Annotated in this window: 19 protein-coding genes and 1 pseudogene; 11 read left to right on the top strand and 9 right to left on the bottom strand. The window is 60.5% G+C overall.

The features are described from left to right. Window positions 1-122 precede the first annotated feature (122 nt). Both ABIB90_RS27880 and ABIB90_RS27885 read left to right on the top strand, forming a co-directional pair. Window positions 123-602 carry a PH domain-containing protein gene (locus tag ABIB90_RS27880; RefSeq protein WP_063995469.1) on the top strand — a complete coding sequence of 160 codons (480 nt, stop codon included), beginning with the start codon at window positions 123-125 and terminating at the stop codon, window positions 600-602. A 1,418-nt stretch (window positions 603-2,020) separates the two neighbouring features. Beyond that, complete coding sequence (locus ABIB90_RS27885; RefSeq protein WP_354059941.1) at window positions 2,021-2,947, top strand: hypothetical protein; 927 nt, start codon at window positions 2,021-2,023, stop codon at window positions 2,945-2,947. A 79-nt stretch (window positions 2,948-3,026) separates the two neighbouring features. Here the strand turns inward: ABIB90_RS27885 and ABIB90_RS27890 are convergent, their stop codons facing one another. Next, entirely contained in the window at window positions 3,027-3,407 is a 381-nt protein-coding gene (locus ABIB90_RS27890; RefSeq protein ID WP_354172130.1) for a hypothetical protein, read from the bottom strand. Between the two features lie 428 nt (window positions 3,408-3,835). Here ABIB90_RS27890 and lpxD point away from each other — a divergent pair, with 428 nt between their 5' ends. Then, a complete protein-coding gene (gene lpxD, locus ABIB90_RS27895) occupies window positions 3,836-4,861 on the top strand; it encodes a UDP-3-O-(3-hydroxymyristoyl)glucosamine N-acyltransferase (RefSeq protein ID WP_354172132.1) in 1,026 nt (341 codons plus the stop codon). Window positions 4,862-5,178: 317 nt separating this feature from the next. Here lpxD and ABIB90_RS27900 read toward each other — a convergent pair whose 3' ends face one another. Further along, window positions 5,179-5,313 carry a hypothetical protein gene (locus tag ABIB90_RS27900; RefSeq protein WP_354172134.1) on the bottom strand — a complete coding sequence of 45 codons (135 nt, stop codon included), beginning with the start codon at window positions 5,311-5,313 and terminating at the stop codon, window positions 5,179-5,181. 1,078 nt (window positions 5,314-6,391) lie between these two features. On the opposite strand from ABIB90_RS27900, the pseudogene ABIB90_RS27905 reads away from it, so the two are divergent. Together ABIB90_RS27905 and ABIB90_RS27910 are read left to right on the top strand one after the other, a co-directional pair. Continuing rightward, window positions 6,392-6,532, top strand: a pseudogene (locus ABIB90_RS27905) (helix-turn-helix domain-containing protein); the annotation flags it as partial. A gap of 629 nt (window positions 6,533-7,161) precedes the next feature. Next, window positions 7,162-7,683, top strand: a complete 522-nt coding sequence (locus ABIB90_RS27910; RefSeq protein WP_354201712.1) for an HdeA/HdeB family chaperone — start codon at window positions 7,162-7,164, stop codon at window positions 7,681-7,683. A gap of 231 nt (window positions 7,684-7,914) precedes the next feature. On the opposite strand, the gene ABIB90_RS27915 is transcribed toward ABIB90_RS27910, so the two are convergent. Continuing rightward, on the bottom strand, window positions 7,915-8,088 hold the full coding sequence (locus ABIB90_RS27915) for a hypothetical protein (RefSeq protein ID WP_354059947.1): 174 nt from the start codon (window positions 8,086-8,088) through the stop codon (window positions 7,915-7,917). A 637-nt stretch (window positions 8,089-8,725) separates the two neighbouring features. On the opposite strand from ABIB90_RS27915, the gene ABIB90_RS27920 reads away from it, so the two are divergent. Then, complete coding sequence (locus ABIB90_RS27920) at window positions 8,726-10,078, top strand: phospholipase D family protein (RefSeq protein WP_354172137.1); 1,353 nt, start codon at window positions 8,726-8,728, stop codon at window positions 10,076-10,078. Window positions 10,079-10,418: 340 nt separating this feature from the next. Here ABIB90_RS27920 and ABIB90_RS27925 read toward each other — a convergent pair whose 3' ends face one another. Together ABIB90_RS27925 and ABIB90_RS27930 are read right to left on the bottom strand one after the other, a co-directional pair. Beyond that, window positions 10,419-11,192, bottom strand: a complete 774-nt coding sequence (locus tag ABIB90_RS27925; RefSeq protein ID WP_354172139.1) for a bestrophin-like domain — start codon at window positions 11,190-11,192, stop codon at window positions 10,419-10,421. Between the two features lie 311 nt (window positions 11,193-11,503). Continuing rightward, a complete protein-coding gene (locus ABIB90_RS27930) occupies window positions 11,504-12,910 on the bottom strand; it encodes a tyrosine-type recombinase/integrase (protein WP_354172141.1) in 1,407 nt (468 codons plus the stop codon). A gap of 487 nt (window positions 12,911-13,397) precedes the next feature. Between ABIB90_RS27930 and ABIB90_RS27935 the strand changes: the two genes are divergently transcribed. After that, entirely contained in the window at window positions 13,398-13,667 is a 270-nt protein-coding gene (locus ABIB90_RS27935; protein ID WP_007601443.1) for a hypothetical protein, read from the top strand. Here ABIB90_RS27935 and ABIB90_RS27940 read toward each other — a convergent pair. Beyond that, window positions 13,628-13,846 carry a hypothetical protein gene (locus ABIB90_RS27940; RefSeq protein ID WP_354129194.1) on the bottom strand — a complete coding sequence of 73 codons (219 nt, stop codon included), beginning with the start codon at window positions 13,844-13,846 and terminating at the stop codon, window positions 13,628-13,630. The two genes, ABIB90_RS27935 and ABIB90_RS27940, sit on opposite strands and share 40 nt — an antisense overlap. 222 nt (window positions 13,847-14,068) lie before the next feature. Here ABIB90_RS27940 and ABIB90_RS27945 point away from each other — a divergent pair, with 222 nt between their 5' ends. The 4 genes from ABIB90_RS27945 to uraD all read left to right on the top strand — a co-directional run bounded on the left by ABIB90_RS27945 (window position 14,069) and on the right by uraD (window position 16,679). Further along, complete coding sequence (locus ABIB90_RS27945; protein WP_007601447.1) at window positions 14,069-14,347, top strand: hypothetical protein; 279 nt, start codon at window positions 14,069-14,071, stop codon at window positions 14,345-14,347. Window positions 14,348-14,436: 89 nt separating this feature from the next. Next, on the top strand, window positions 14,437-14,850 hold the full coding sequence (locus ABIB90_RS27950) for a DUF3830 family protein (RefSeq protein ID WP_007601448.1): 414 nt from the start codon (window positions 14,437-14,439) through the stop codon (window positions 14,848-14,850). Beyond that, a complete protein-coding gene (puuE, locus tag ABIB90_RS27955; protein WP_354172144.1) occupies window positions 14,851-15,786 on the top strand; it encodes an allantoinase PuuE in 936 nt (311 codons plus the stop codon). 5 nt (window positions 15,787-15,791) lie between these two features. After that, complete coding sequence (uraD, locus tag ABIB90_RS27960) at window positions 15,792-16,679, top strand: 2-oxo-4-hydroxy-4-carboxy-5-ureidoimidazoline decarboxylase (RefSeq protein WP_219685274.1); 888 nt, start codon at window positions 15,792-15,794, stop codon at window positions 16,677-16,679. Here the strand turns inward: uraD and ABIB90_RS27965 are convergent. The 3 genes from ABIB90_RS27965 to ABIB90_RS27975 are packed head-to-tail and all read right to left on the bottom strand — an operon-like array spanning window position 16,676 to window position 21,643. Then, entirely contained in the window at window positions 16,676-18,073 is a 1,398-nt protein-coding gene (locus ABIB90_RS27965; RefSeq protein WP_354201713.1) for a nucleobase:cation symporter-2 family protein, read from the bottom strand. The two genes, uraD and ABIB90_RS27965, sit on opposite strands and share 4 nt — an antisense overlap. 22 nt (window positions 18,074-18,095) lie before the next feature. Further along, complete coding sequence (locus tag ABIB90_RS27970) at window positions 18,096-20,819, bottom strand: molybdopterin-dependent oxidoreductase (protein ID WP_354172149.1); 2,724 nt, start codon at window positions 20,817-20,819, stop codon at window positions 18,096-18,098. Next, window positions 20,816-21,643, bottom strand: coding sequence for an FAD binding domain-containing protein (locus tag ABIB90_RS27975; protein ID WP_354172151.1), 828 nt, complete (start codon window positions 21,641-21,643; stop codon window positions 20,816-20,818). The genes ABIB90_RS27970 and ABIB90_RS27975 overlap by 4 nt, the downstream gene beginning before the upstream one ends. Between the last annotated feature and the right edge of the window lie 128 nt (window positions 21,644-21,771).

Genomic DNA, 21,771 nt, shown 5'->3' on the forward strand with positions numbered 1-21,771 from the left:
TGCGGCTCTCGTATGAACCGCAGCTTCCGGGCGCGGTCGATCGAAGGCTTGAGATAAATCAAGGTCCCGATCGGCTCAAAGGGCGCAAGATGCTGCGGTGGTGGGTTAACTCAGGGTCCGTTATGGCGCGGTATATCGACAAGATTATACAGCCCGGCGAACGGTTGCTGTATTCGACCAACGAACACTGGATGTACTTTCTGCCCGCAATCGCTGCGTGGATCGTGGTGGTCGCATTTTTGGTGCTGTGGCGCTTCTTTACTTCCGACGTGCTGGCTTCGGTTTGCTTGGCCTTCGCGGCGGTAGCTGGGCTTGCGGCTTTGTACTGGACGGCGACGGCTTGGTTTCACCGCTGGACCACCGAGACCGACGTGACCAACATGCGGGTTGTCCACAAGACAGGTTTCATCAAGCGGGACACCTTTGAGATGAGCCTCGACAAAGTTGAGAGTGTCGATGTCAAACAGAGCATTCTTGGCCGCTTCATGGACTACGGCGACCTCACCATTCAGGGTGTCGGCGAAGGCACGCGAACCATTACCACCATCACGGCGCCGCTCGCGTTTCGCAACGCCATCACGACAAGGCCGGTTGGTACGTGAACCAAGGCGTGGTGTGACAGCCGCCAGCCTCACGAAAAAGCATTGCCGGCCAGCCGTCAATGCCGCCGACCTGAACGCACCAAGCCGCTGAATTGGCGAAGATCAAGGTCAGGGTGACTTCGGCAGCTACCAGCAATCATAAGCGGGTGTTACCTCTGACCATTCCGATCCCAACATTCCGCCCCCGGGGAAGCCCCGCTGGGCATTTCGCCTCGATATCTGCAGGGAAATGACCCAATAACCGGCACCAGTACCTGCTCGAATCAAATCTCGGCCTACACCCCCCCGGAGTGCACCCGATCATCCGCCATCGTGCGAACATCCAGAGGCTTTTGCAGGAGTGGAGCCGCGTCTGGGTCAAAACCGCCCGGATGAAGAAGCGAAAGCGCAGGTTTAACACAGGCGTCATGAAGGACCTCTTCTGGCCCTAAGCGGAAGTGCGGGTGGAGACGTGTCACGTCGACTGTCAGAGGCAAACCGGACGCCGCGCCCGCTTTAAGTTCACGCCGCCCCCCCGTTGCAGACGTTCTCGGAGGGATCAGGCGATGCCATACATGGTGCGCCCGTGCGCTTTGCTCAAAGGACAGCGCAAAGGCCCGGTTTGATGGGGTTCTCTCCGGGCCTCTGGCTCCGCTTCGTCGCGCGCCGGTTCGGGATCGAGAACCGTCACAGACGAGACGCCGGCAACGATTGCAACCACAGCCTGAGTCGGATGGTGAAATTGAGGCGCAAACAGCGCCGCGTATGCACGGCGATCCGCGTTGGCCTGCGGAGCACCTCAGAAAGACAAGACAAGCAGTGCCACCAGCACGAGGTTGAACGTGCCTAACGCTAGCACGGCGACATCAAAAACCCGGGTCAAACTGATCGTAGTGTCCCCCGATACACGCCAACCGGGTGAAATAGTAGAACTGCCACAGCACCCGATGATGGAAGGCTCTCCACGCAGACTGCAACTGAGTCGATAGGGAAGATCGCCTGAGGAGCCGAGAGCACTTGTCCCAACACTGCTGAAGAAGCGGGTCAGTTAAGAACCTTTGATCCATCTCAAGTCTTGGAAGCAAGTGCGACGTCAGCTTGGCCCGTTCATCGCTCTTCGAGGAGGTGAGAATGATCAGGTTGGTTGCAATTGGCGCGCTCGCTCTGTCTCTCGCGGTGTCGGCGCAAGCCGCGCCCGTTGCTCCTGTGCTCGCGCAGCCGGACAGCATAATCACGGAAATCGCTGCTGCCTGCGGCGCGGGCAGAACTCGGGTGAACGGTGTTTGCGTGGCACGAACAACCGTCCGGCAAACCCGTCGAGCCGTCCGCAGATGTGCGACCGGAATGACCTGCTAGCGCCTGGCTCAAATAGAGCAGTAGTTTCTCTCGCGGTCAGCGTAGCTGATTAGGCGAAGAAACGCGTCTCGACCGGTAGTGCCGTGGCCAATGAGCAAAGCCCCGCATGGATTGAAGAGCACCGCGTGCGCGGTGCACTGGACGACGTGATCATCGTTCCACTTGCTTTCATAGCGATCGCCGCGAACAAGATCCTGCGTTTCACTATCGCGGTTTTAATGCGATTGCTCGACTATACTTTCCCTCTGGTCATGGAGATCGTCTGGCTTCCGCTTTTCGCGGCCAAGGTTCTGGGTAACCTAATGGTCGCTGTCACCGCCGGTGCGCTGTGGATCCTTCCTCTGTCTGAGGCGAGGCGTCGAAATTGGATCGTGTCGATGCGCCGTCGCTGGTCGTGGCTCCGGCGCAAAATTAGCTATCGGGCGTTCGAGCGAAGCCTGCACGTTGCCTTTGCAAAAGGTATGGCGTGGGTGTTTCGAAAATGTCGTCATCTCACCCCGAACACTGCATTGCTTGTAATCGTGGCTGCGGTAGTGTGGCTTCCGATCTCTTTCGGGGTCGCGACAGTGATGCATGCGGTATTGTTTGCCAAATTAGCGTCTTGGCCAGCCTGGATGCAGCTTTTGCATCCGTTGGCTACGGTGATCGCTAAGAGCAAGCTTCTGGTATTGCCGGTTTATCCGGCAGCGTGGCCGCAGGCGAAGAAAAGTTCGTTCGCTCGACTCATGGGCAGGGCCTACGAAAACATCCAGCGTCAGTACGTCATTAAAAAGCTAGGCTACCGTTATAGACAGGCCGATACGGTCGGCCTCGCAGTGCTTCACGCGTTGATGCGCTCAGCCTGTTTTGCGTCGCTCGCCGGATGGCTTCGCAATGCGCACGTCGCTGAACATCTTGGCGTGGAAAGACCCACGCAGAAATTGCGTTCGTTCTTCTCCCGGTGGTCGATCAAGTTTTCAGCCGAATATTACGAAGCACAGGAGCGGCAAGCTTCGAATGTTCCGCGATAGATCGCTGCGAAGACACTGCCGGGCTGGCTACGGAGATAAACCTGTTGCAAGATGCACAGACCGGCGGGAGCCGCCCCGTTCAGTTCCCTGCCACTCCTCCATTTGTCCTTTTCTCGCGCAATTCCAACCCGATGGCGAACGCGCGATGTTCCGTCTTCATCTGATCATCGCGTGCGAGAGTTTGCGCATCAGACGGGGATACGGAGGCCGCCCTCTGGAGACGTTTTCTGACAGCAGCGCTACAAAACCGAGTGGCGGCCACCGCAACATTCTGCAGGCTGATGGGTGAACTGCCCTTTGGCTCCAATAGTCGGGCGACTTCTTGGTAGAGGCATTCTTCTCTATCGGTGACTTCGGCCGCATCGACAATCACGGTGGCCTGGATCGGGTCAAGCTGCGCGTCGGTTCTGCACGATGCGCAAAGGATTGCCACCACAATGAAGAGCAATGCTCGCGTCATCTTTTCATCTCAGAAACCGGAAAGCTCGAGAATTACCAGCCTGTCCCGATCAAAAAAGGGCGATCGCCGAGCGGAAGGTTGATCTAAGTCAACTCTGACGTGCCTGGAGAAGAGCCGGCAGGTCCGACGTTTCAAGATGCTAGGGGGGCAAGGGCGGCTTGGTGGCACCAGCAATATTACCACTATCAAGTGGCTTGTAACCGCTTTCTGAACGCGTTGCGGGTCCCGTTATCCAGTGCGAAGTGCTCAGCCGAAGATGCGGCTTGATCTGAATCAATTCTGCCGACGGCAGAGAGCAACATTGCTGTTGGCCCAAGGCATCTAGGGAACGCTTTTCGCCGCGGCTGCGACTGACCAACAGACATGGATGGGCCGGGACAGGCGTAGGAGGAATGCCAGTCGAACCCGGTTTGCTGCAGGGGGACGTGATGCTCGAAACAGTGCTGGGCAGTGCAAGGTTCTTCCGGCGAACTGGTCCGCATCCACTCGCGCTCGTCGCTAGCACGGCGCGGGGTGTGGCAGACGAACGTGAACTATTGCTGGAAGGTTTGGCCCCTTTGCAAGCGGCCGGGCCGACTCAAGTGAGCTTTCTAGACAATCGCCGTTACGCTTCCGCCCTGGATCAAACCTCCGCCGGCGCGGTGCTCGTTCACCCTGATATGGCTTCACGAGTACCAGCGGCAACTGTGGCGATCCAAACGAGCGAACCGTATGCGGCTTGGGCCCGCGTTGCTGCCCTGTTCTACCCTGTACCACCGCCATGTCCTGGTGTTCACCCTTCGGCAATAATAGCGGATGGCGCTCAAATTGATCCTTCAACAGAAGTTGGACCCCTGTGTGTGATCGGAAGCGGAGCGGAAATAGGGCCGGGCTGTCGGATCGGTCCTTGCGCAGTCATCGGAAGCGGCGTCAGCATCGGTAGGGACTGCCGGATTGGCACACATGTGAGCCTGAGTTACGCGGTATTGGGAGCACGCGTTTACGTATATCCGGGTGCGCGGATTGGCCAGGAAGGGTTCGGATTCGCATCCACCAACGGCGGGTTTCTCTCGATCCCCCAGCTTGGGCGAGTTATTCTGGAAGATGATGTCGAAGTTGGTGCCAATTCGACGATTGATCGCGGATCATCGCGTGACACCGTGATCGGCGCTGGCTCCCGCCTCGATAACCTCGTGCAAATCGGCCACAATGTTACTCTCGGCCGCTGTTGCGTTGTAGTTGCACAAGTTGGGATCTCGGGTTCAACCGTGCTTGAGGATTTCGTCCGCGTCGGAGGGCAGGCGGCTATGGCGGGGCACCTCCGGATAGGGCGAGGTTCGGAGATCGGCGCGCAAGCGGGCGTCATTTCGGATCTAGCACCCGGTGCTAGGGTTCTCGGAAGCCCTGCCCAGTCGATAAAAACCTTCTTCCGACAGATTGCCACGCTTAAGAAGATCGCCGCCCAGAGGAACTGAAAAGGCGGCCAGACTGGCTTGATCTACCTCAAGGGTGTTGAGCGGCGATGCGCGTTGAGGACGAGTCGCAGGAGGAGCCTAGGCTTAGGGGGCTTTGGTAATTCCTTATGGTAAAACGCGACCCGTCACTGCCGGATGAACACCGTTGCAAGGGGTGGTCGCGGCGCGACGTAGAAACGCGCTGCGCATCTCACACAGGACAAGTGCTCGGCGATATCAACGCGCAGTCCGGATCGCAATTGGTCCGATCCGCAATCCGGACACTTTCCGACGTTTAGAGATTTAAGAATGTCTGTCTCGCTCATGGCCCACGACGGTCAGACGCCGAACGAACGCTTGATGTGCTTCGCCATAACCATAGCCGCCTCAGTATACTTTCCATTTGATACTTGCTGATCACACAGCAACAAAAAAAGCAGCGCGACAACGGCGATCATAAAGCCTTTGAGCATAACGGTCTCTCCATGAAGAGACTGCCAACCGAGCAGATCTTGATAATGGTAAGTTCAAACGAGTGTCGCCGCCGCGACGATCGCAATGGTCTCAACGTTGGCAAGGACCTATTAAAGTTCCGTAAAACAGAACCGAAGGGGCGAGCGCCCTCGATCTTCGGACCAATCAATAATCCCTCGGTGAAGCATGGGAAGACGCCTCTAACAGGCTGGTCAATATAGTTGGCGTAACCGGCAGGACCTATCAACCCGCGCCCGCTTCAGTTGTGACGAGAGGTTCGGCTATTGATTCGCTTGGTATTCCAGCGTTCCTCGAGGTCGCCCAACGATCCCTTAGAACTCACAGCTTGGATCCGCCAACGATGGCGGGCAAGGGCGCCTAGTCTCATCCGGGCGCCCTTATGCTGAGGTCTTAAGACCCGCGCCAGACGTGCAACACGCCTTCGCGAAAGCCGCCGACGAAATGATCTGACAGGTCCGCTGGCAGCATTTGGGCTGAGATCATCAAACGACCCGCTCACCATGGTCGCGAGCTCGTGTGCCGACGCATGCTCTGCCCAGCGGCGACCCAAGGCCAAACTCGTTGCCGATCTGCCGTTGCGTCCATGGTCCAGGACTATCTCCGCCTCCGTGGCCCCGGCGAAGCGGATGCCGCGCCGGGGCCTGTACGTTCTCGCCAATTCTGAGAAGCTTGGGGGCTGGAAAGAATCGGCAAGGCGCACCGTAGACAAGCAGATCTGCAGCCTGCGGCTACTGCACTTTGTGCCAATGGGTGAATGCCGACCGGAGTCGCTGTCGGGCTGCCGGCAACATCGATCGAAGTCCGCAGATGGTTCGACGAGCGCGTCGCCGCGAACGACCTCGGCGGCTCTCAGCGACACCGGAATCACTCTGGCTCTTTCGGACTACGGCCCTTAGTCAGCCTGTTATGCAGAAACCGCACGCGCCGAAAATGAGACGGCCTCAGTCTGGAAGACTGAGGCCGGGGGGCATTGAGTACCGTTGGGGTCGGTACTCTACAATTCTAATCACGACAGGCAAATTTGCGTATTGACCTAGAGGACAACAGGAGCAGCTTCCCGTATCCGAAGTTGCTTGGCTGCTTGGCTATCGCGAGCTGAGTTCACTCAGACACGCGTTCAAGCGATGGACCGGAATGACACCACGACAGTTCCGGTCCAGGTCTCCACACAGGCGGAGTCGCAGCGCAAAACCCTAATTGCCGTTGATTACTTTCGACGAGCGCAGTGCTTGCCTGCGTGTGGAGCGAAGAAGGGTGACGTCATTGGCGCTCGGGTTTGCAGGCCGGCTCAAGTGCTATTCATAGTGTACTCAAGGACAATGCCCTTCGGTGCAATTGCGAGTCCCTCTGCCCTGCTGCAGCTTGCTCCGGAGCAGTTCACTTGGAAGAGGGGGAGATCATGTCTTGTCATGCCTCGATCCGACGGCACTTCCCGGACCCGTCAATCACGACCGAGGACCGCGAGACGTCGCTGGCGCAAGAACCGCGGCGAGGTTCTATTTTGATGCTCGCAGGATTCCGAACCGAAGTTGAGACCCAATTGGTGATCGATCGACTCTTGAGTGAGTACTTTACGCCCGAATCGCGGCAGGCGTAAGCGCCTTCGCGGTCTCTTGCGCCAGTGCTCGCCATCCTTCCTTCGCGAGGACATACTTTGCTCGAGCCGGAATGGTTGGCAGGGACATTGCTTCGCCGGCGTTGATCTAGATCAACTAGGCAGTCGCCACGACGCCCGAATACAGTTGTCGTCACGGAATGTGTGATCATGCTGTTGCTTGATCTGGTTTCCAATCGTTGCTCGGGAGGTCATCATAATGAGGTGCAGATTGCTTCTGCTTGCGCTGGTCGTAGTCTCCTCAGCTTTCGCCAGTGAGGCGCGCGCCACGACGGCCGATATTCGCAGCATCACCTGTGGCGAATATCTTGCCATGTCGGCTGCCCCGTCAAGCAAGTTTTCGGCTTGGATGACCGGTTGGTTTAGTTATGAAAGTCGGAGGACGTTTGTAGATTTTGACCTGCATCGGGCAAATGTCACAAGCGTAAGAGGGTGGTGCCAATCCAACCCAAATGCCAGTGTGATGGTAGGGCTGGAAAAATCGATAGGCGTAACTGCTGTGCCTAACGCTACGCTGGATTTTAACAAGATCACCTGCGGAACTTGGCTGGCATACGGTCCAGCAGATCAAGATTTCGTAAGATACTTCATGAGTGGCTATTACAACGCAGCGGCAAGCAACAGTGTATTGGACTACGAGCGCCTGCAGCGGAATTCCAGTGCGGTCGTTGCGTATTGTAAGAAAAACAAATCCCGGACTCTACCAACGGCCATTCAGAATAGAGCTACCTAGGTCGAACCAGTTTGCAACCGCTTGCGAGCAACGGAGCGCGCTGCATTAGCGTGGCTCCTGCGTAACAGCGCAATTCATTTGAGCTTCGTTCACTGTGGCATGTTGGACTAGACTCGGTTCACCGTGATTTTGGTTTTTGCCAGTTCGTTCGGCTCTGATGAGCACGCATGTGCGAAAGGCTTACCGATAAACGTTTTTAGAAGGAAGCCAACCGCCCACGTCCCGATCTGATCATTGCACTTGTCGCAGTACTGATTTTTTGAGGTCTGCCAAAAGGCGGTAGTCATTCGCCATCTGCAACAGTTTCTCCTTCATCGGCGATCCCGGCGGCAGCGCGGCCGCGTCCTCACGCATCGCGTTCTCAACTTCATCGCACTGAGCCGCGGTCAGCGGTTTTTCACACACCGGTCCCCTCCGCCAATCTGTCTGATTTGAACCAATTCAGAACGGGGCGCTCCGAATGCTTCTTTTGTGCGCGCGCTGAGAAGCTGTCACAGGCTTGTCACACGGCCTATGCGACTTCGGCGCATCTCACAGAAATTTCTTTGCCGTTTTCGCATAGCGTAGCCGTATCGCTCGGTTAGGATTATTGTCATTGCACCCTGAGCGTGTACGCATTGATTTAGTGGGCCCAAAGTGTCGCGGAGCAAAGTACTCGGTTTCGTCGATCCCTTTCAGTACGCGGCAAACGTCCGCTCGGCTGACATTGAGATATTTCCCACGGTTAAAGGCAAATTCAGTGCTCAGCTGACGCAAGTAACGTTCGCCTAACTGTGGATGCAGCGCTTCGAGGAAACTCTCCCGCGCATTCACAGAGGAACGATTAAGCCTGATCGCAAGGTATTCACCTTCCTCACCGAAGATCAACCAGAGGTCTACAACCGCGGCAGGGCTTGCTGAAGTTCTCACCCCCGGTAGCACCGATCGGACAGGCTTTCCCCGAAAGCCATCGACAGCATTTAGCGACCCTGCATCGACGAGGCTGGGCCAATTCTTCGGGTCGGCGGCCGATCAGCATCCTGGCCTTTCCGGCTTCAGCCTCTTGAGCGGCGGGCGCGAGGCTTTCATCGTTCGTCTGGCGTTGGCCGACTTGGCCGAGCGTAGCCTCGACATGCAGTACTACATGTGGGATGGCGATACGACCGGTCGGATCGTCGTCGACCACGTGATGAAGGCTGCCGATCGCGGCGTCAGGGTGCGCCTCCTCGTCGACGATCCCTTCTACAAGGACAGCGATTCCGTCAAAGCGTGCCTCGACGCTCACCCCAATGTTGAGATCCGTCTGTTCAACCCGCTCACTAACCGGCGCTGGTCAATTCTCGATTTCATTTTTGATTTCGGCCGGGTCAATCGACGCATGCATAACAAGTTGATGGTTGCTGACAACGCGGCCGCAATTGTCGGTGGCCGCAACATCGGTGACATCTATTATGGGGTGAACACCATTGCTAATTATCGCGATCTGGACGTGTTGGCAGTTGGGCCTGTCGTCCCAGATCTCTCGAGGGTTTTCGACCAGTACTGGAACAGCTGCTCAACCGTGCCGATCTCAGCCATCGTCGACAGCGAGCATGGCGCAGACGATCTCGATGTCGTCATGTTTCGATTGCGTGAGGCGATTGCGGCGGCCAACTATCCTTATCCAATCGACCATGACCTCTACCAGTTGGCGACCCAGAGCGGCGAGCTTCGCGACAATCTCGTATGGGCTAACGGCTATATTGTCGCCGACGATCCGGAAAGCATCGCCCCCGGCAGGGAGAGTGATAATGTCATTGCTTTCATCCGGGAACGGATCGCACATCTGAAAAAGGAACTTTTGGTCGAATCGCCGTACTTCGTCCTGCCGGCCGGAGCGCAGGCGACCGTTACGGGGCTGCAGCAGCGGAATGTTCGTGTGCGCGTACTGACAAACTCACTCGCTTCGAACGACATGCTTCCGGCCCACTCAGGTTATGCCAAGACCCGACGGCGGCTGCTCGGGCATGGTATGGAGCTATACGAACTGCGCCCGGACACTGACGCTTTTCGGTCTGGTTGGTCGCTCGTTTCCGGGCGGTCACGAGCGGCATTGCATGCCAAGGCCATGGCCTTCGACGGTGAAGCCGTGTTCATCGGTAGCTTCAATCTCGATCCGCGCTCTGCCGTGATCAACACCGAAGCGGGCCTCTACATCGAGAGTGCAGAGCTGACTAAAAGGCTGACTGACTACATGGGGACCGGTGTGGCTCCCGAAAATTGCTACCGCGTCCTCCTCGATCCGAAAGGGGAATTGGTGTGGGAGACGGAGAGGGACGGTCAAAAGGTGAGCTATCGGGACGAGCCCGACGCTGGCTTTCGAAGACGTTTGGCCGCCAACCTATGTAAGCTCCTACCTATCGACTCGCAACTTTGACGCTGGTTCGTTCGCGACCGACGGCGAGCAACAGCCATGACTTCCGAACGAGGCGCAGAGGCCGCTTGCAATTGTGGCCAGCACACTATCCGCGGCAACCCCTAGCGGCTTGGCATTCCACGCCCCCCGTCGAATCGCAGTCCCCGGGCTGGAAGTCTGCGAAATGACTGCCGTTCTGCCGCCTGTGATGCGTCGCCGCGCGTTCAAACAGGCCCATAGCTTGCATTCGCTCGCATGCGAACTGGGCAGGCACGCTCAACCGTTGCAGCGCTGCTGCCCGGCCTCCATCACGCTATGCTCTGCTTTGACGTGGAATTGAGCGCGCAACTCGGCACCAACGCTAGTCGTTAAAGGTTGAAAGGCTTGCTAATGTGTCGATCAATGGTTGCTGACTTATCGTAATGAAGCCGACATTTGGGCGGTCCAGATCGAGTATTACGAATATTACGCTACAGACTAGAGCAGTCGTAATGAGAACAGGAGTTCGAGTCCGGAGCGGGTCAAGCCCGCTTGCATAGCCCGCAAAGCCGCACGCAACAGCAGCCATGCCGGAAAGCATTAGTAAGACAATGTGCGGAATGAAGTTTTGCAACGCCGCAAGACGCTTTCCTTGGTCGTCGATCATCTCGTTAAGCGCTTGGATAAATAACCCTGTTGGCACCATACTATTATCTTTGGCAGAAAGAGCTATTACCTGCTGCCATAGCGCTTCTTGGATCGTGTTCGAACGATCAACAAGCGTCGGAAGTTCCGCAAAAGGCTTGCCGGCCGGAACGATCCGTATCTGGGCATATTCCCGAAGGAGCTTCAGTGATTCGGCCCGATGAGGTGCTGGCAGGAGGCGTGCGCGCAGAGCCGTCGTGCCAATCGCGTTCGCTTCAACGAGAACCGCTTCGCGCCGAGCTTCGAAACGTGTGAGCGCCATCAGAAAAGTGAACCCAATAATCAAAGCTAGCAATCCCAAAAGCGATTGCTCCAGCGCAGAGATGTTGGCGCTCGCGCCGTGACCCTCGGTCCGTATTCCCAGTCGCCATCCAAATTCGCTCGCTAGAAAGACAATGGCGGCGCCAATTGAGAAAATGACGAGAAAGTAGAAGTTGTACAGTTGCCCCACGACCTCACCTTGAAAATTCCCCCTGTCGCTTGTGATGCTCAGAACAACTGATCATACTTTTGATCGAGATCATGGTCTTGGTATTAGTCATCCGCTGACCGGAGCGCGAGCGGGCCTCCACTGCTACCCACAGGGCTTCTGAACATTAATATATTGTCTCGCAGCCGGCCGTCGCCGGATCGCACACAAATGTAGACACATGATCGCCATTGCCTTGATATACTTAAGTTTTTTAGGCCTAAACCTTCCCTACGCAGGGGGATGGTCTGGCCCGAGACCTGTGATGGGCTCAGAGTTGGTCGGTGGCGCAGTCAGGCGACGAGCCGTGGCCCTCCATGCTCCAGGCCCTCGGCGACAGGCTCGCCGACGATCCGCCGCAGCTCGGTCGCGATTCCGTCCAGCACCGCCCGCTTTTCCTTCATCCGTTGGGAGTGGTTGTAGACCTTGCCCGTGACGGTCGGCACGATGGTCTCGCCCTTCTTTGTCACGGCGTGGTCAAGGCATTTGGCGATGGCAGCATCGTCAAAGCCAAGATCGCCGGCCAATGTTGCCGCTGTCCGGCGCAGGTCGTGCGGCGTGAACCGCTTGAGTCCGAGCAACTCGCAGAGACCGGTGGTCTTGGTCTTGTTCTTGTTCGTTTCGTGTTTCGTGCCGCGCAACGCGTCGGCCATCGCTTTGCGGTGGATCGGCTGGCCCTTGTATATCGGGCTCTCGAATACGAACTGCGGATCATCCGAGGTCAGCGCCTCCTTGATGATCTCAAGAGCCAGATCCGACAACGGCTGCTGGATCACCCGCCGCTTCTTGACCCGCTTGAGAGGTACGTCAAAACGCGGATATTTGCCTTTGATGTCAAACAGCTCGTCGCGATGCGCACCGAGCACTTCGCGTGATCTCAGCATGGTCACCAGCTCGAACTTGAGCGCGAGGCGGGTGCGGCGGTCATAGGGCAGATCATTGCGGTCGAGGCCATGCCAGAAAGTCCTGATCTCGTCCTCGGAGAGAACCCGAGTGCGCGGATGCTCGGGATCGAGCTTGGGCAGGTTGATGCAAGGGCTGGCCGTCACATAGTCGCGGCCTGCCTCCGCCGCCCAGTTGAACAGGCCCGACGCTGCCTTGCGCATGTGGCGCGCGTTGCTGACCGAGGGCCTGCCAAACGTCCCCGCGACGATGTCGTTCGATAGCGTCGCGATGTCATGCTTTGTGACATCGCCCGCGAGTGTTTTACCAAGCCGGGCACCGAGGAAGCGGCGCAGGTGGGTCGCCGTATTTTCCCAAGCCTCCAGCCGGGGCCGCATCTCGCCGTCCGGCTTACGGACTGGCTTCTTCATCCAGTCGATCCGCTCCTCGATGATCTCGGCGACGGTCTTGCCGCGCTTTGCATTGTTGGCCTTCTGGTCCCGGAAGGTCTGGGCGAGAGCCTCGCCACCCCTTGCCTTGAGGCCATAGACCCTGCTGCGCGCGTCCTCGACCGTGAAGGTCTCCGCATTGTAGACGCCGAGCCAGCCGGTGCGCTGCTTCCCGGTCTGCCTGTCGGTGAACTTGAACGAGAAGGTTGCTGCGCCAACCGCAGTGATACTGACATAGAGGCCGGCGCATTTGCGGTCGTAGAACTTGGTACGCTTGGCAACCCGCTTCTCGCACAGGCGGTCGGTCAGGATGACGCTGCTGTTGCGGCCGCGCTTGCCGACGGGGGAGGGGGCGATGCTACTATCCATGTGGTTTCGGCTCCTAAGGCTTGGGACCAAAGGGCTCGGCTTGAAGGCTTTCAGTTTGTCGTGCGGACGCTGAAAGACTTAGGGCCGGGCCCTTAAGTTGGTGAAGCCCGCTGAAACAGCCTGCATCAGGGTAGTCGAAAAGCCCTTATTTTAAAGTCTTTTGTTAGTTTCGGCGTGTTTCACCGAATGCCAAAATATAGACGTGTGGTCCTGGCCGTCGTTGCTACGGTCAAGCCCTGACGAATGCGGCATCTGCGTCAACCGGCGCGGTGTCGGTGACTTTCGCTGGGGTGAGGGAGGCCAGAACGAACTCGGCTCCCGGGAGAGCACGGCATAAGCCGTCCAACCATCGCGCAGGGAAGGCCGAGTGATTGGCTACACCTGTATGCCGCTGTGCGGTTTTCCTGCGTGTGCTTTTCGCGCAGCGGACCGCGGGTGCCAGGTCAGCACCCGGCCTTCCCTGCGCCCTCTTGGACAAGAGGGTGGAATGACCAAGCAAAGCTCGGGCGAGATCAGCCGCGAGGCTGCGAAGCTGTGTCTGCAATTCAAAAATGCGAGCTGGAAGCGTCGCGTTACCGCGTCATACTCCGTCATTGCGAGCGCAGCGAAGCAATCCAGAAATGCATCCGTGGAAAATGTCTGGATTGCTTCGTCGCAAGAGCTCCTCGCAATGACGACGTGGAGGCAGTTTCGCTTGATCGCGCTAGGCTTCCCGCATCACCGTCCCGCTGGTGCAGACATCGCGCCGTTGGAATAGCGCGACCAGTCGGGCTCGGTCGGCTGCGACGGCCACAGCGCGGCGTTGGAGTCGCGCACCGACTGGGTGATGGGATGGGGTTGCGCCTTGCGGACATGACGGCGGTCGTTCGCCGCGGCAGTCTGGATGATGGCGGCGGCAATCAGCGTCGCGCCGAGAATGATAAAGGTCTTTTGCATCGTTACTTTCTCCCGTAACGGCGCCCGGCTGTGAGATGTTTGTGTGGTCGCCGTTGCGGCTGACATGGCGATGCGCCCAGCCGATATCAGCGTTCGCGACATCACATTGGGGCGAGCCAATTTTCTAGCCTCGGCTAAATATTCGGCAATCGCGCCCGCAGCCCCGATGGACTTGACCTGCGCAATCCGGTTCAATGGGCCAAATCTGGTTTCTGGGCGACAATGATGTCGAAATATCTGCTGGTCCTTCTGCTGATCGCCTCGCCGGCCGTGGCGCAGGTCAAGCTGACCCCAAAAACCTCGGCGGCGCATCCGGACCCCTGCGCGCCGATCGGACGGACCGCGGACGGCAAGCTGGTCTACTCCATGAAATGCGAGAATTTGCCGGTGCCGCCTCCGCCGCCGCAGGCGGAACTGAGGGAGGCGCCGCAGCCCGCCGCCGAGCCGGAGCCCGAGACGCGGCGGAGCGGCGTTTTCGGCTGGTCCTACGACCGCAGGTAACCGGCCGCGCCCCTTGCGCGAAGCCCGACGGAGTGCTCTTTGCCTGAAAATTCCCCGTGGGGCCACCGCCCCCGATCCAGAGAGATGAGATGACCAAACTCGTGATCCGCGCCGGCGACTTCACCTTCGATGCCCGTTTCGAGGAGCAAGCGGCGCCCAAGACTGTCGCCGCGTTCCGCAAGGCGCTGCCGTTCGAAAGCCACATCATCCACGTGCGCTGGAGCGGCGAGGGCGTGTGGATGCCGCTTGGCGACCTCGATTTCGGTGTCGGCTACGAGAACCACACCAGCTATCCTGCGCCCGGCCAGATCATCCTCTATCCCGGCGGCATCAGCGAGACGGAGATCCTGATGGCCTATGGCGGCGTGCACTTCGCGAGCAAGATGGGCCAGCTCGCCGGCAACCATTTCATCACCTTGACGTCCGGCCTGGAGAATCTGGCGACGCTCGGCAAGAGCGTGCTGTGGAAGGGCGCGCTGCCGATCCGCTTCGAGGAAGTCTGAGTGACTGGTACCCGCTACCCGCGCGATCTCCGCGGTTACGGCCGCAACCCGCCGCACCCGCAATGGCCCGGCAACGCGCGGGTCGCGGTGCAGTTCGTCGTTAATTTCGAGGAGGGCAGCGAAAACAACATCCTGCATGGCGACCCTGCCTCGGAAGCGTTCCTGTCCGACGTGCTCGGCGCACAGCCTTGGCCCGGCCAGCGCCACGCCAATATCGAATCGATGTTCGAATATGGCTCGCGCGCCGGCTTCTGGCGGCTGTGGCGGATATTCAGCCAGCGGAAGTGGCCGACCACCGTGTTCGGCGTCGCCACAGCGCTGAAGCGCAATCCGGAAATCGTTGCTGCCATGAAGGAGGCGGGCTGGGACATCGCCAGCCACAGCCTGAAATGGATCGAGCACAAGGACATGACCGAGGCGCAGGAGCGCGCGGAGATCGCGGAAGCGATCCGCGTCCACACCGCGGCGACCGGCTCGCGGCCGCTCGGCTGGTACACCGGACGCTCCTCGATCAACACCAACCGTTTGGTGATGGAGGAGGGCGGCTTCCTCTATCTCAGCGATTCCTACGCAGATGATCTGCCCTATTGGGTCAAGGGCGCGAGCGGCAAGCAGCTCGTCATTCCCTACACGCTCGACGCCAACGACATGCGCTTCATCAATCCACAAGGCTTTGCCGAAGGCGAGCAGTTCTTCACCTACCTGAAAGATGCCTTCGACGTGCTCTATGCCGAAGGCGAGAGCGCGCCGAAGATGATGTCGGTAGGCCTGCACTGCCGTCTCGCCGGTCGCCCCGGCCGCGCGGCGGGGCTGATCCGCTTCCTCGACTACATCGGCAAGCACGAGCGCGTCTGGGTGCCGACGCGTTTGCAGATCGCACAGCATTGGCACGACAAGCTCGCGCACCTTGCGGCCGACGCATTCGAGATCGGGTGAGGGCGATGTCGCAGATACCGCTGTCCGATCTCAATGTCGCGAGCTTCGACGATTTCGTCGCAGTACTTGAAAACGTGGTCGAGTACTCGCCTTGGATTGCCCAAGAAGCCGCGGCGCGCCGTCCGTTTGCCGGCATCAATCCACTGCTCGACGCGATCAAGGCGGCGATCGCGAGCGCTGAGCCCGAGGTGCAACTGGCGCTGATACGTGCGCACCCCGACCTTGCCAACAAGACTCAGCGCGCAGCGGGACTCACGCCTGACTCGAGTGCCGAGCAGAATAGCGCCGGCCTCGACCGTCTGTCGGACGCCGAATACGCGGCCTTCGAGCGGGCGAACAATGCATATCGCGAAAAATTTGGTATCCCCTATATCGTCTGCGCGCGCCGGCATACCAGGGATTCCATCCTGCGGGACTTCGAGGCGCGGCTGCAGAACATCGCCAAGACCGAGACACGCCGCGCGCTTGAGGAAATCTCTCGTATCGCTGCTCTGCGTCTCGATCAGCTCGTCATCGCCGATGACAAGCTCAAGGTGCACGGCCGGCTTTCGACCCATGTACTGGACAATCACGCCGGCAAGCCCGCGCCGGGTATTCCGGTCGAGCTGGTCGAGCTCGCCGCGCTCGGGGAAAGCCGCGTCATCGCGCGCACCGTCACCAACGCAGACGGCCGCACCGACCAGCCGCTGATCGGCGGCCGCCCGCTGCCGATCGGCCGCTACGAGCTCCGGTTTAGCGTGGCCAAATATTACGCCGAGCGCAACGTGCAGCTCTCCGACCCGCCGTTCCTCGACGAGATCCCGCTACGCTTTGCGATCAGCGAGCCGGAAAGCCACTACCACGTGCCGCTGCTGGTCACGCCGTGGAGCTATTCGACCTATCGCGGCAGTTAAACATGTTGCGCGGATGAGGCGACCGCTGCTGCATCCGCTTCCGCCGGTGCGCCGCCGCTCAACCCGTTGAAGAAGGCGTTGAGCAGCACCGAGACGATTGCACACAGCAGGATGCCGGACTCCAGCAGCGGCTGCAGATCATGCGGCAAATTCCTGAAGAAGCCGGGTGCGGCGAGCGGGATCAGGCCGAAGCCGATCGAGATCGCGACGATGAAGAGATTGTAGCGATTGGTGCGGAAGTCGACCGAGGTGAGGATACGTGCGCCTGTCGCCGCGACCATGCCGAACATCACGAGGCCGGCGCCGCCGAGCACGACCAGCGGCACGGCCTCGACCAATGCGGCGAGCTTCGGCAACAGGCCGACCACGAGCATGATGCAGCCGCCCGTGACCGTCACCCATCGCGAACGCACGCCCGTGACCGAGACGAGACCGACATTCTGCGAGAACGACGTGTACGGGAAGGTGTTGAAGATGCCGCCGAGCAGCGTGCCGACGCCGTCGGCGCGCAGGCCTCGGCTCAGGGCTTCGCGGTCGACCGTCTTGCCGGTGATGTCGCCGAGCGCCAGGAACATGCCGAGTGATTCGATCATCACCACGATCATGACGACGCACATGGTGATAACTGGTACCAGATGGAATTGCGGCATGCCGAAGCGGAACGGGATCACGACCGCGCCCCAGGAGGCCGCAGCGACCTTGTCGAAATGCATCACGCCCAGAATGGTCGCGAGCACGGCGCCGGCGATGATGCCAAGCAGCACGGCGACGTTGGCGAGGAAGCCGGTGCCCCATTTGATCAAGCCGAGAATGAACAGCAACACGAACAGCGAGATGCCGAGCCCCTTCAACTGTCCGTAGGCCGGATTGGGAAAGCTGCCGGCGACGCCGTCGACCATCCTGGTCAGCGTCGGCAGACCGCCGCCGGCCCAGTTGATGCCGACCCGCATCAGGGAGATGCCGATGACGAGAATGATGCTGCCGGTGACGACGGGCGGGAACAGCGGTAGCAGCCGGCTGACGAACGGCGCCGCGACGATGCCGAACAGGCCGGCGGCGATCACTGAACCGTAGATGCCGAGCAGGCCGATCTCAGGTGAAGCCGCCATCGACAGCATCGGACCGACGGATGCGAACGTCACGCCCATCATCACAGGCAGGCGGATGCCGACACCGGGAAGACCGAGGCATTGCACCAGCGTCGCAAGTCCGCAGGCGAACAGGTCGGCGCTGATCAGGAAGGCGACATCCTCCGGCGGCAGCTTCAGCGCGCGCCCGATGATCAGGGGCACCGCGACCGCGCCGGCATACATCACCAGCACATGCTGAAGCCCGAGCGCCAGCAGGCGCGGGACCGGCAGGACCTCGTCGACGGGATGCACTTCGCTGCTCATGGATTAATCCCCCGAAATATGCCTATCCAAACTTATCGTGCAGCGCCGGAAACAGCCGGTCCGGCTTGAATGGCGGCGCAGTGAAGCGGATGCCGGTGGCATCGGCAATCGCGTTGCCGAGAGCGGCGGCGACCGGATTGTACGGACTCTCGCTCATCGACTTCGCCCCCAGCGGGCCGATCGTGTCGGAGGTCTCGGCGAAGAAGACCTCGGTGCGGGGCACATCGGCGAAGGAGGGCAGGTGGTAGTCTCGGAATTTGGGGTTGGCGACGCGGCCATCCGCATCGATCACCATCTCCTCGTAGAGCGCGGCACCGAGCGCCTGCGCGACACCGCCTTCGACCTGACCACGGCACTGCATGGGATTGGCCACGACGCCGGCGTCCGCTGCATGCACGCTCCTGAGAATCCGGAGCTCGCCAGTGGCCTTGTTCACGGCGACGCGAAAACCCTGCACGTTGAAGCCGACCGAACGCGGCGTGCCGCCGGAATTGCCGGCGCCTGCGAACGGCTGTCCGCGTTCGCGCGCGAGCCTTGCCAGCTCCACAAAGGACATGCGCCGCACGCCACTGACGACGGCTTCGCTATCGAGCGTGCAACTGCCGACGTCGCAGAGCCATGCGCCGGCGGCGGCCGCCTTCAGCTCGGTCGCAAGCTGCATGGCTGCGGCATGCGTCGCCTTGCCTGCCACGAACATGCCGGCGCTGCCATAGGCGCCGGTGTCGTGGCCGCCATGGGCGGTGTCGGACTGGCGCAGGCGGATCCGGTCGACGGTGGTCGCAAGCGTGGTCGCCGCGATCTGCCGGTGCACGGTGCTGGTGCCGTTGCCGAATTCGGCGGTGCCGACGGTGAGGTCGAAGCTGGCGTCGTCGTTGAGCGTGACCATCGCATCCGCGAGATGGCCCGCCGGGGGCACCGTGTCGATCATGGTCAGCGCGACGCCGTCGCCGATCAGCCACTCCGGCGACAGGTCCGGCTGTGGACCATCAGCCTGCATCGCGCGCTCGACGAGGTCGAGGCACTGGTCGAGCCCGTAGGAGCCGTAGTGCACGTCGTGGAATTCCGACGGCGGCGGCGACACCATGGGATCGCCGGGCTTGATGACGTTGCGCCGGCGCATCTCGTAAGGGTTGATGCCGAGCTGCTTGGCCAATTCGTCGATCGCGGCCTCGACCGCGATGAGTGTTTGCGGCAGACCATAACCGCGAAACGCGCCTGCTGGCACCGTATTGGTGTAGACCGCGTAGCCGTCGACCCGCTTGTTCGGGCAATTGTAGACGCTGATGGATTCGGCCAGCGAGTGGAACATCACTGGGCCGGCGTGATTGCCGTAGGCGCCGGTGTTGGAGAGCACGTCGAGCTGGAGCGCCGTGAGCTTGCCGTTCGCGTCGGCACCGGCCCTGACGTGGACCCGCATCGGATGCCGCGTCGAGGTTGCGATGAACTGCTCCTCGCGGGTGAGCTCCAGCTTCACCGGCCGTCCGGTCTTGAGCGCGGCGAGCGCCAGAATGTCTTCGACGAACATCTCCTGCTTGCCACCAAAGCCGCCGCCGACGCGCTCGCAGAAGACGCGGACCTTGTCCATGGGAAGTTCGAAGATATCAGACAGCGCGCGTCGGGTCAGGAACGGCACCTGCGTCGAGGTGCGGACATTGAGCACGCCGGAAGCATCGAGCCAGGCGAGGCCGCCATGGGTTTCCAAAGCGGCATGCTGCACACGGTGACTATGGAAGGTGCCCTCGAAGGTGGCGGCGGATGTCGCGAGCGCAGCCGCCACGTTGCCGAATTCGCCATGCGTCTCCGCAGCGAGGTTGCGCTGGGCATAGGCGATGCGGTTCGCGGTGGTGCGATCGGGATGAATGACGGGCGCGCCGGGCGCCATCGCCTGCTCCGGATCGACCAGCGCGGGCAAAATCTCGTAACTGACCTTCAGCCGGCGGCATGCGTCCTCGGCCGCGGCTTCGCTGTCTGCGACCACGGCGGCGACCTTCTGGCCGATGAAGCGGACGATGTCGTCGAGAACACGGGTATCCTCGGGATCCATCCAGTCCTTCTCATGCCGCGCGGTCGACATCAGAGTGGTTGGCGCATCCTCATGCGTCAGTACCGCGTGCACGCCGGGAACGCGCAGCGCTTCCGACTTGTCGATCGCGACGATCCTCGCGTGGGCGTGCGGCGAACGGAGCAGCTTGATATGCAGCAGGCCGTCGATCTGCGTGTCGAACGTGTAGCGCGCCTTGCCGCGCACGACATCGGGGCCAGCCGGCGCCGGCAGGCTGCGGCCGAATGCGGCGCCGGCTTCGACGCCCGCCTCGACATTGGCCTTGCCGAGCAGCGCGTCCTCGATCGCGCGATAGCCGGTGCAGCGGCAGATATTGCCCTTCAGCGCGACGCCGAGATCGGTGCGCTGCGCCTGGTTCAGCGAGGCACAGGTCAGGATCATGCCGGCGGTGCAAAAGCCGCATTGAAAGCCCTGCGCATCGAGGAAAGCCTGCTGCATCGGATGCGCGCCGCTGTCACCGCCGAGGCCTTCGATCGTCGTGACCGCGCGCCCGTCGGCGCGGAACGCCGGGATCAGACAGCTATGCACCGGCTCGCCGTCCAGCAGCACGGTGCAGGCGCCGCAATCGCCGGCGTCGCAGCCCTTCTTCACGCCGAAATGGCCGAGCTCGCGCAGAAACGTGCGCAGGCACTGGCCGGCGCGCGGCTCCTGTGGAAACGTCGTGCCATTAACCTCGAAGCTCATGCCGGCGGTGCTCCGAGGAGTTCGTCGCGGATCTCTTCGGCGAGCCGCAGTGTCATGTGCTTGCGCCAGAGCGGCTTACCGTGGATGTCGGTATGGTAGAGATCGTCCGTGATCTGCTGCGCGATGGAATCGCGAAGCGCTTTCGTGTCGGGGACCTCGCGAAAGGACAACCGGATCGGCCGCACCGTCGAGGCGGTGACCGTGAGCGTCAGCGTGCCATCGGCATCCAGACTGCCGATCAGGAGCGCCGCCGAGCGGCCGACCGGCGCCAGCGAGATCTGGCGGAAGGCCGTACGACGTTTCAACGCGGCGATCGGAATATCGATCTGCCGGAGCAGGTCCCCCGGCGCCAGACGGTTGAGCTGGTTGCCGCTGACGAAGTCGAAGACGGGCATCACCTGTTCGCCGCCGCCGGCCTTCCAGATGGTGCAGACGCCGTCCAGCGCAGCGGTGAGCGAGATCATCGGTCCCGCCGGAAGCGACATGCAGAGATTGCCGCCGACGGTCGCCGTCTTCCAGATCTTGAACGAAGCCAGGAAGGCGCGGCAGCACTGGTTGATCAGCGGCGCCGCGAACCAGTCGGGTGGGCAGGCGAATCCATCGAGCTGCGCAACGGTGCAGGTGGCCGCGATGCTGAAATGGCTCTCGGTGACCGTCAGCGCCGGCCACTTGAGGTCGGCGAGATCGATGAGCCGAGTAAGGTGAACTTGCGGCTCCGAGAACAGCCAGGTGCCGCCCGCGAGCCAAGCATCACCTGGCGTCCAAACGGGCAGCTGCGTGCGCGTTTGCGGATGGGCGACCGCTGTGATGGTATTCAAGTCCATGGCGACGCCAACGCTTCCAACGAGTGAATCGAACCAGGAGAAAGTCTTGCAAGACGAGCGCCAAGTCGCAACAACAAGTCGCAGCAAAAGTGCAATCAGGCCCGCCCCTGCCTTGCAGGCCTGTCGTC

The organism is Bradyrhizobium sp. JR4.1 (genome assembly GCF_040548605.1).
Lineage (GTDB): Bacteria > Pseudomonadota > Alphaproteobacteria > Rhizobiales > Xanthobacteraceae > Bradyrhizobium > Bradyrhizobium canariense.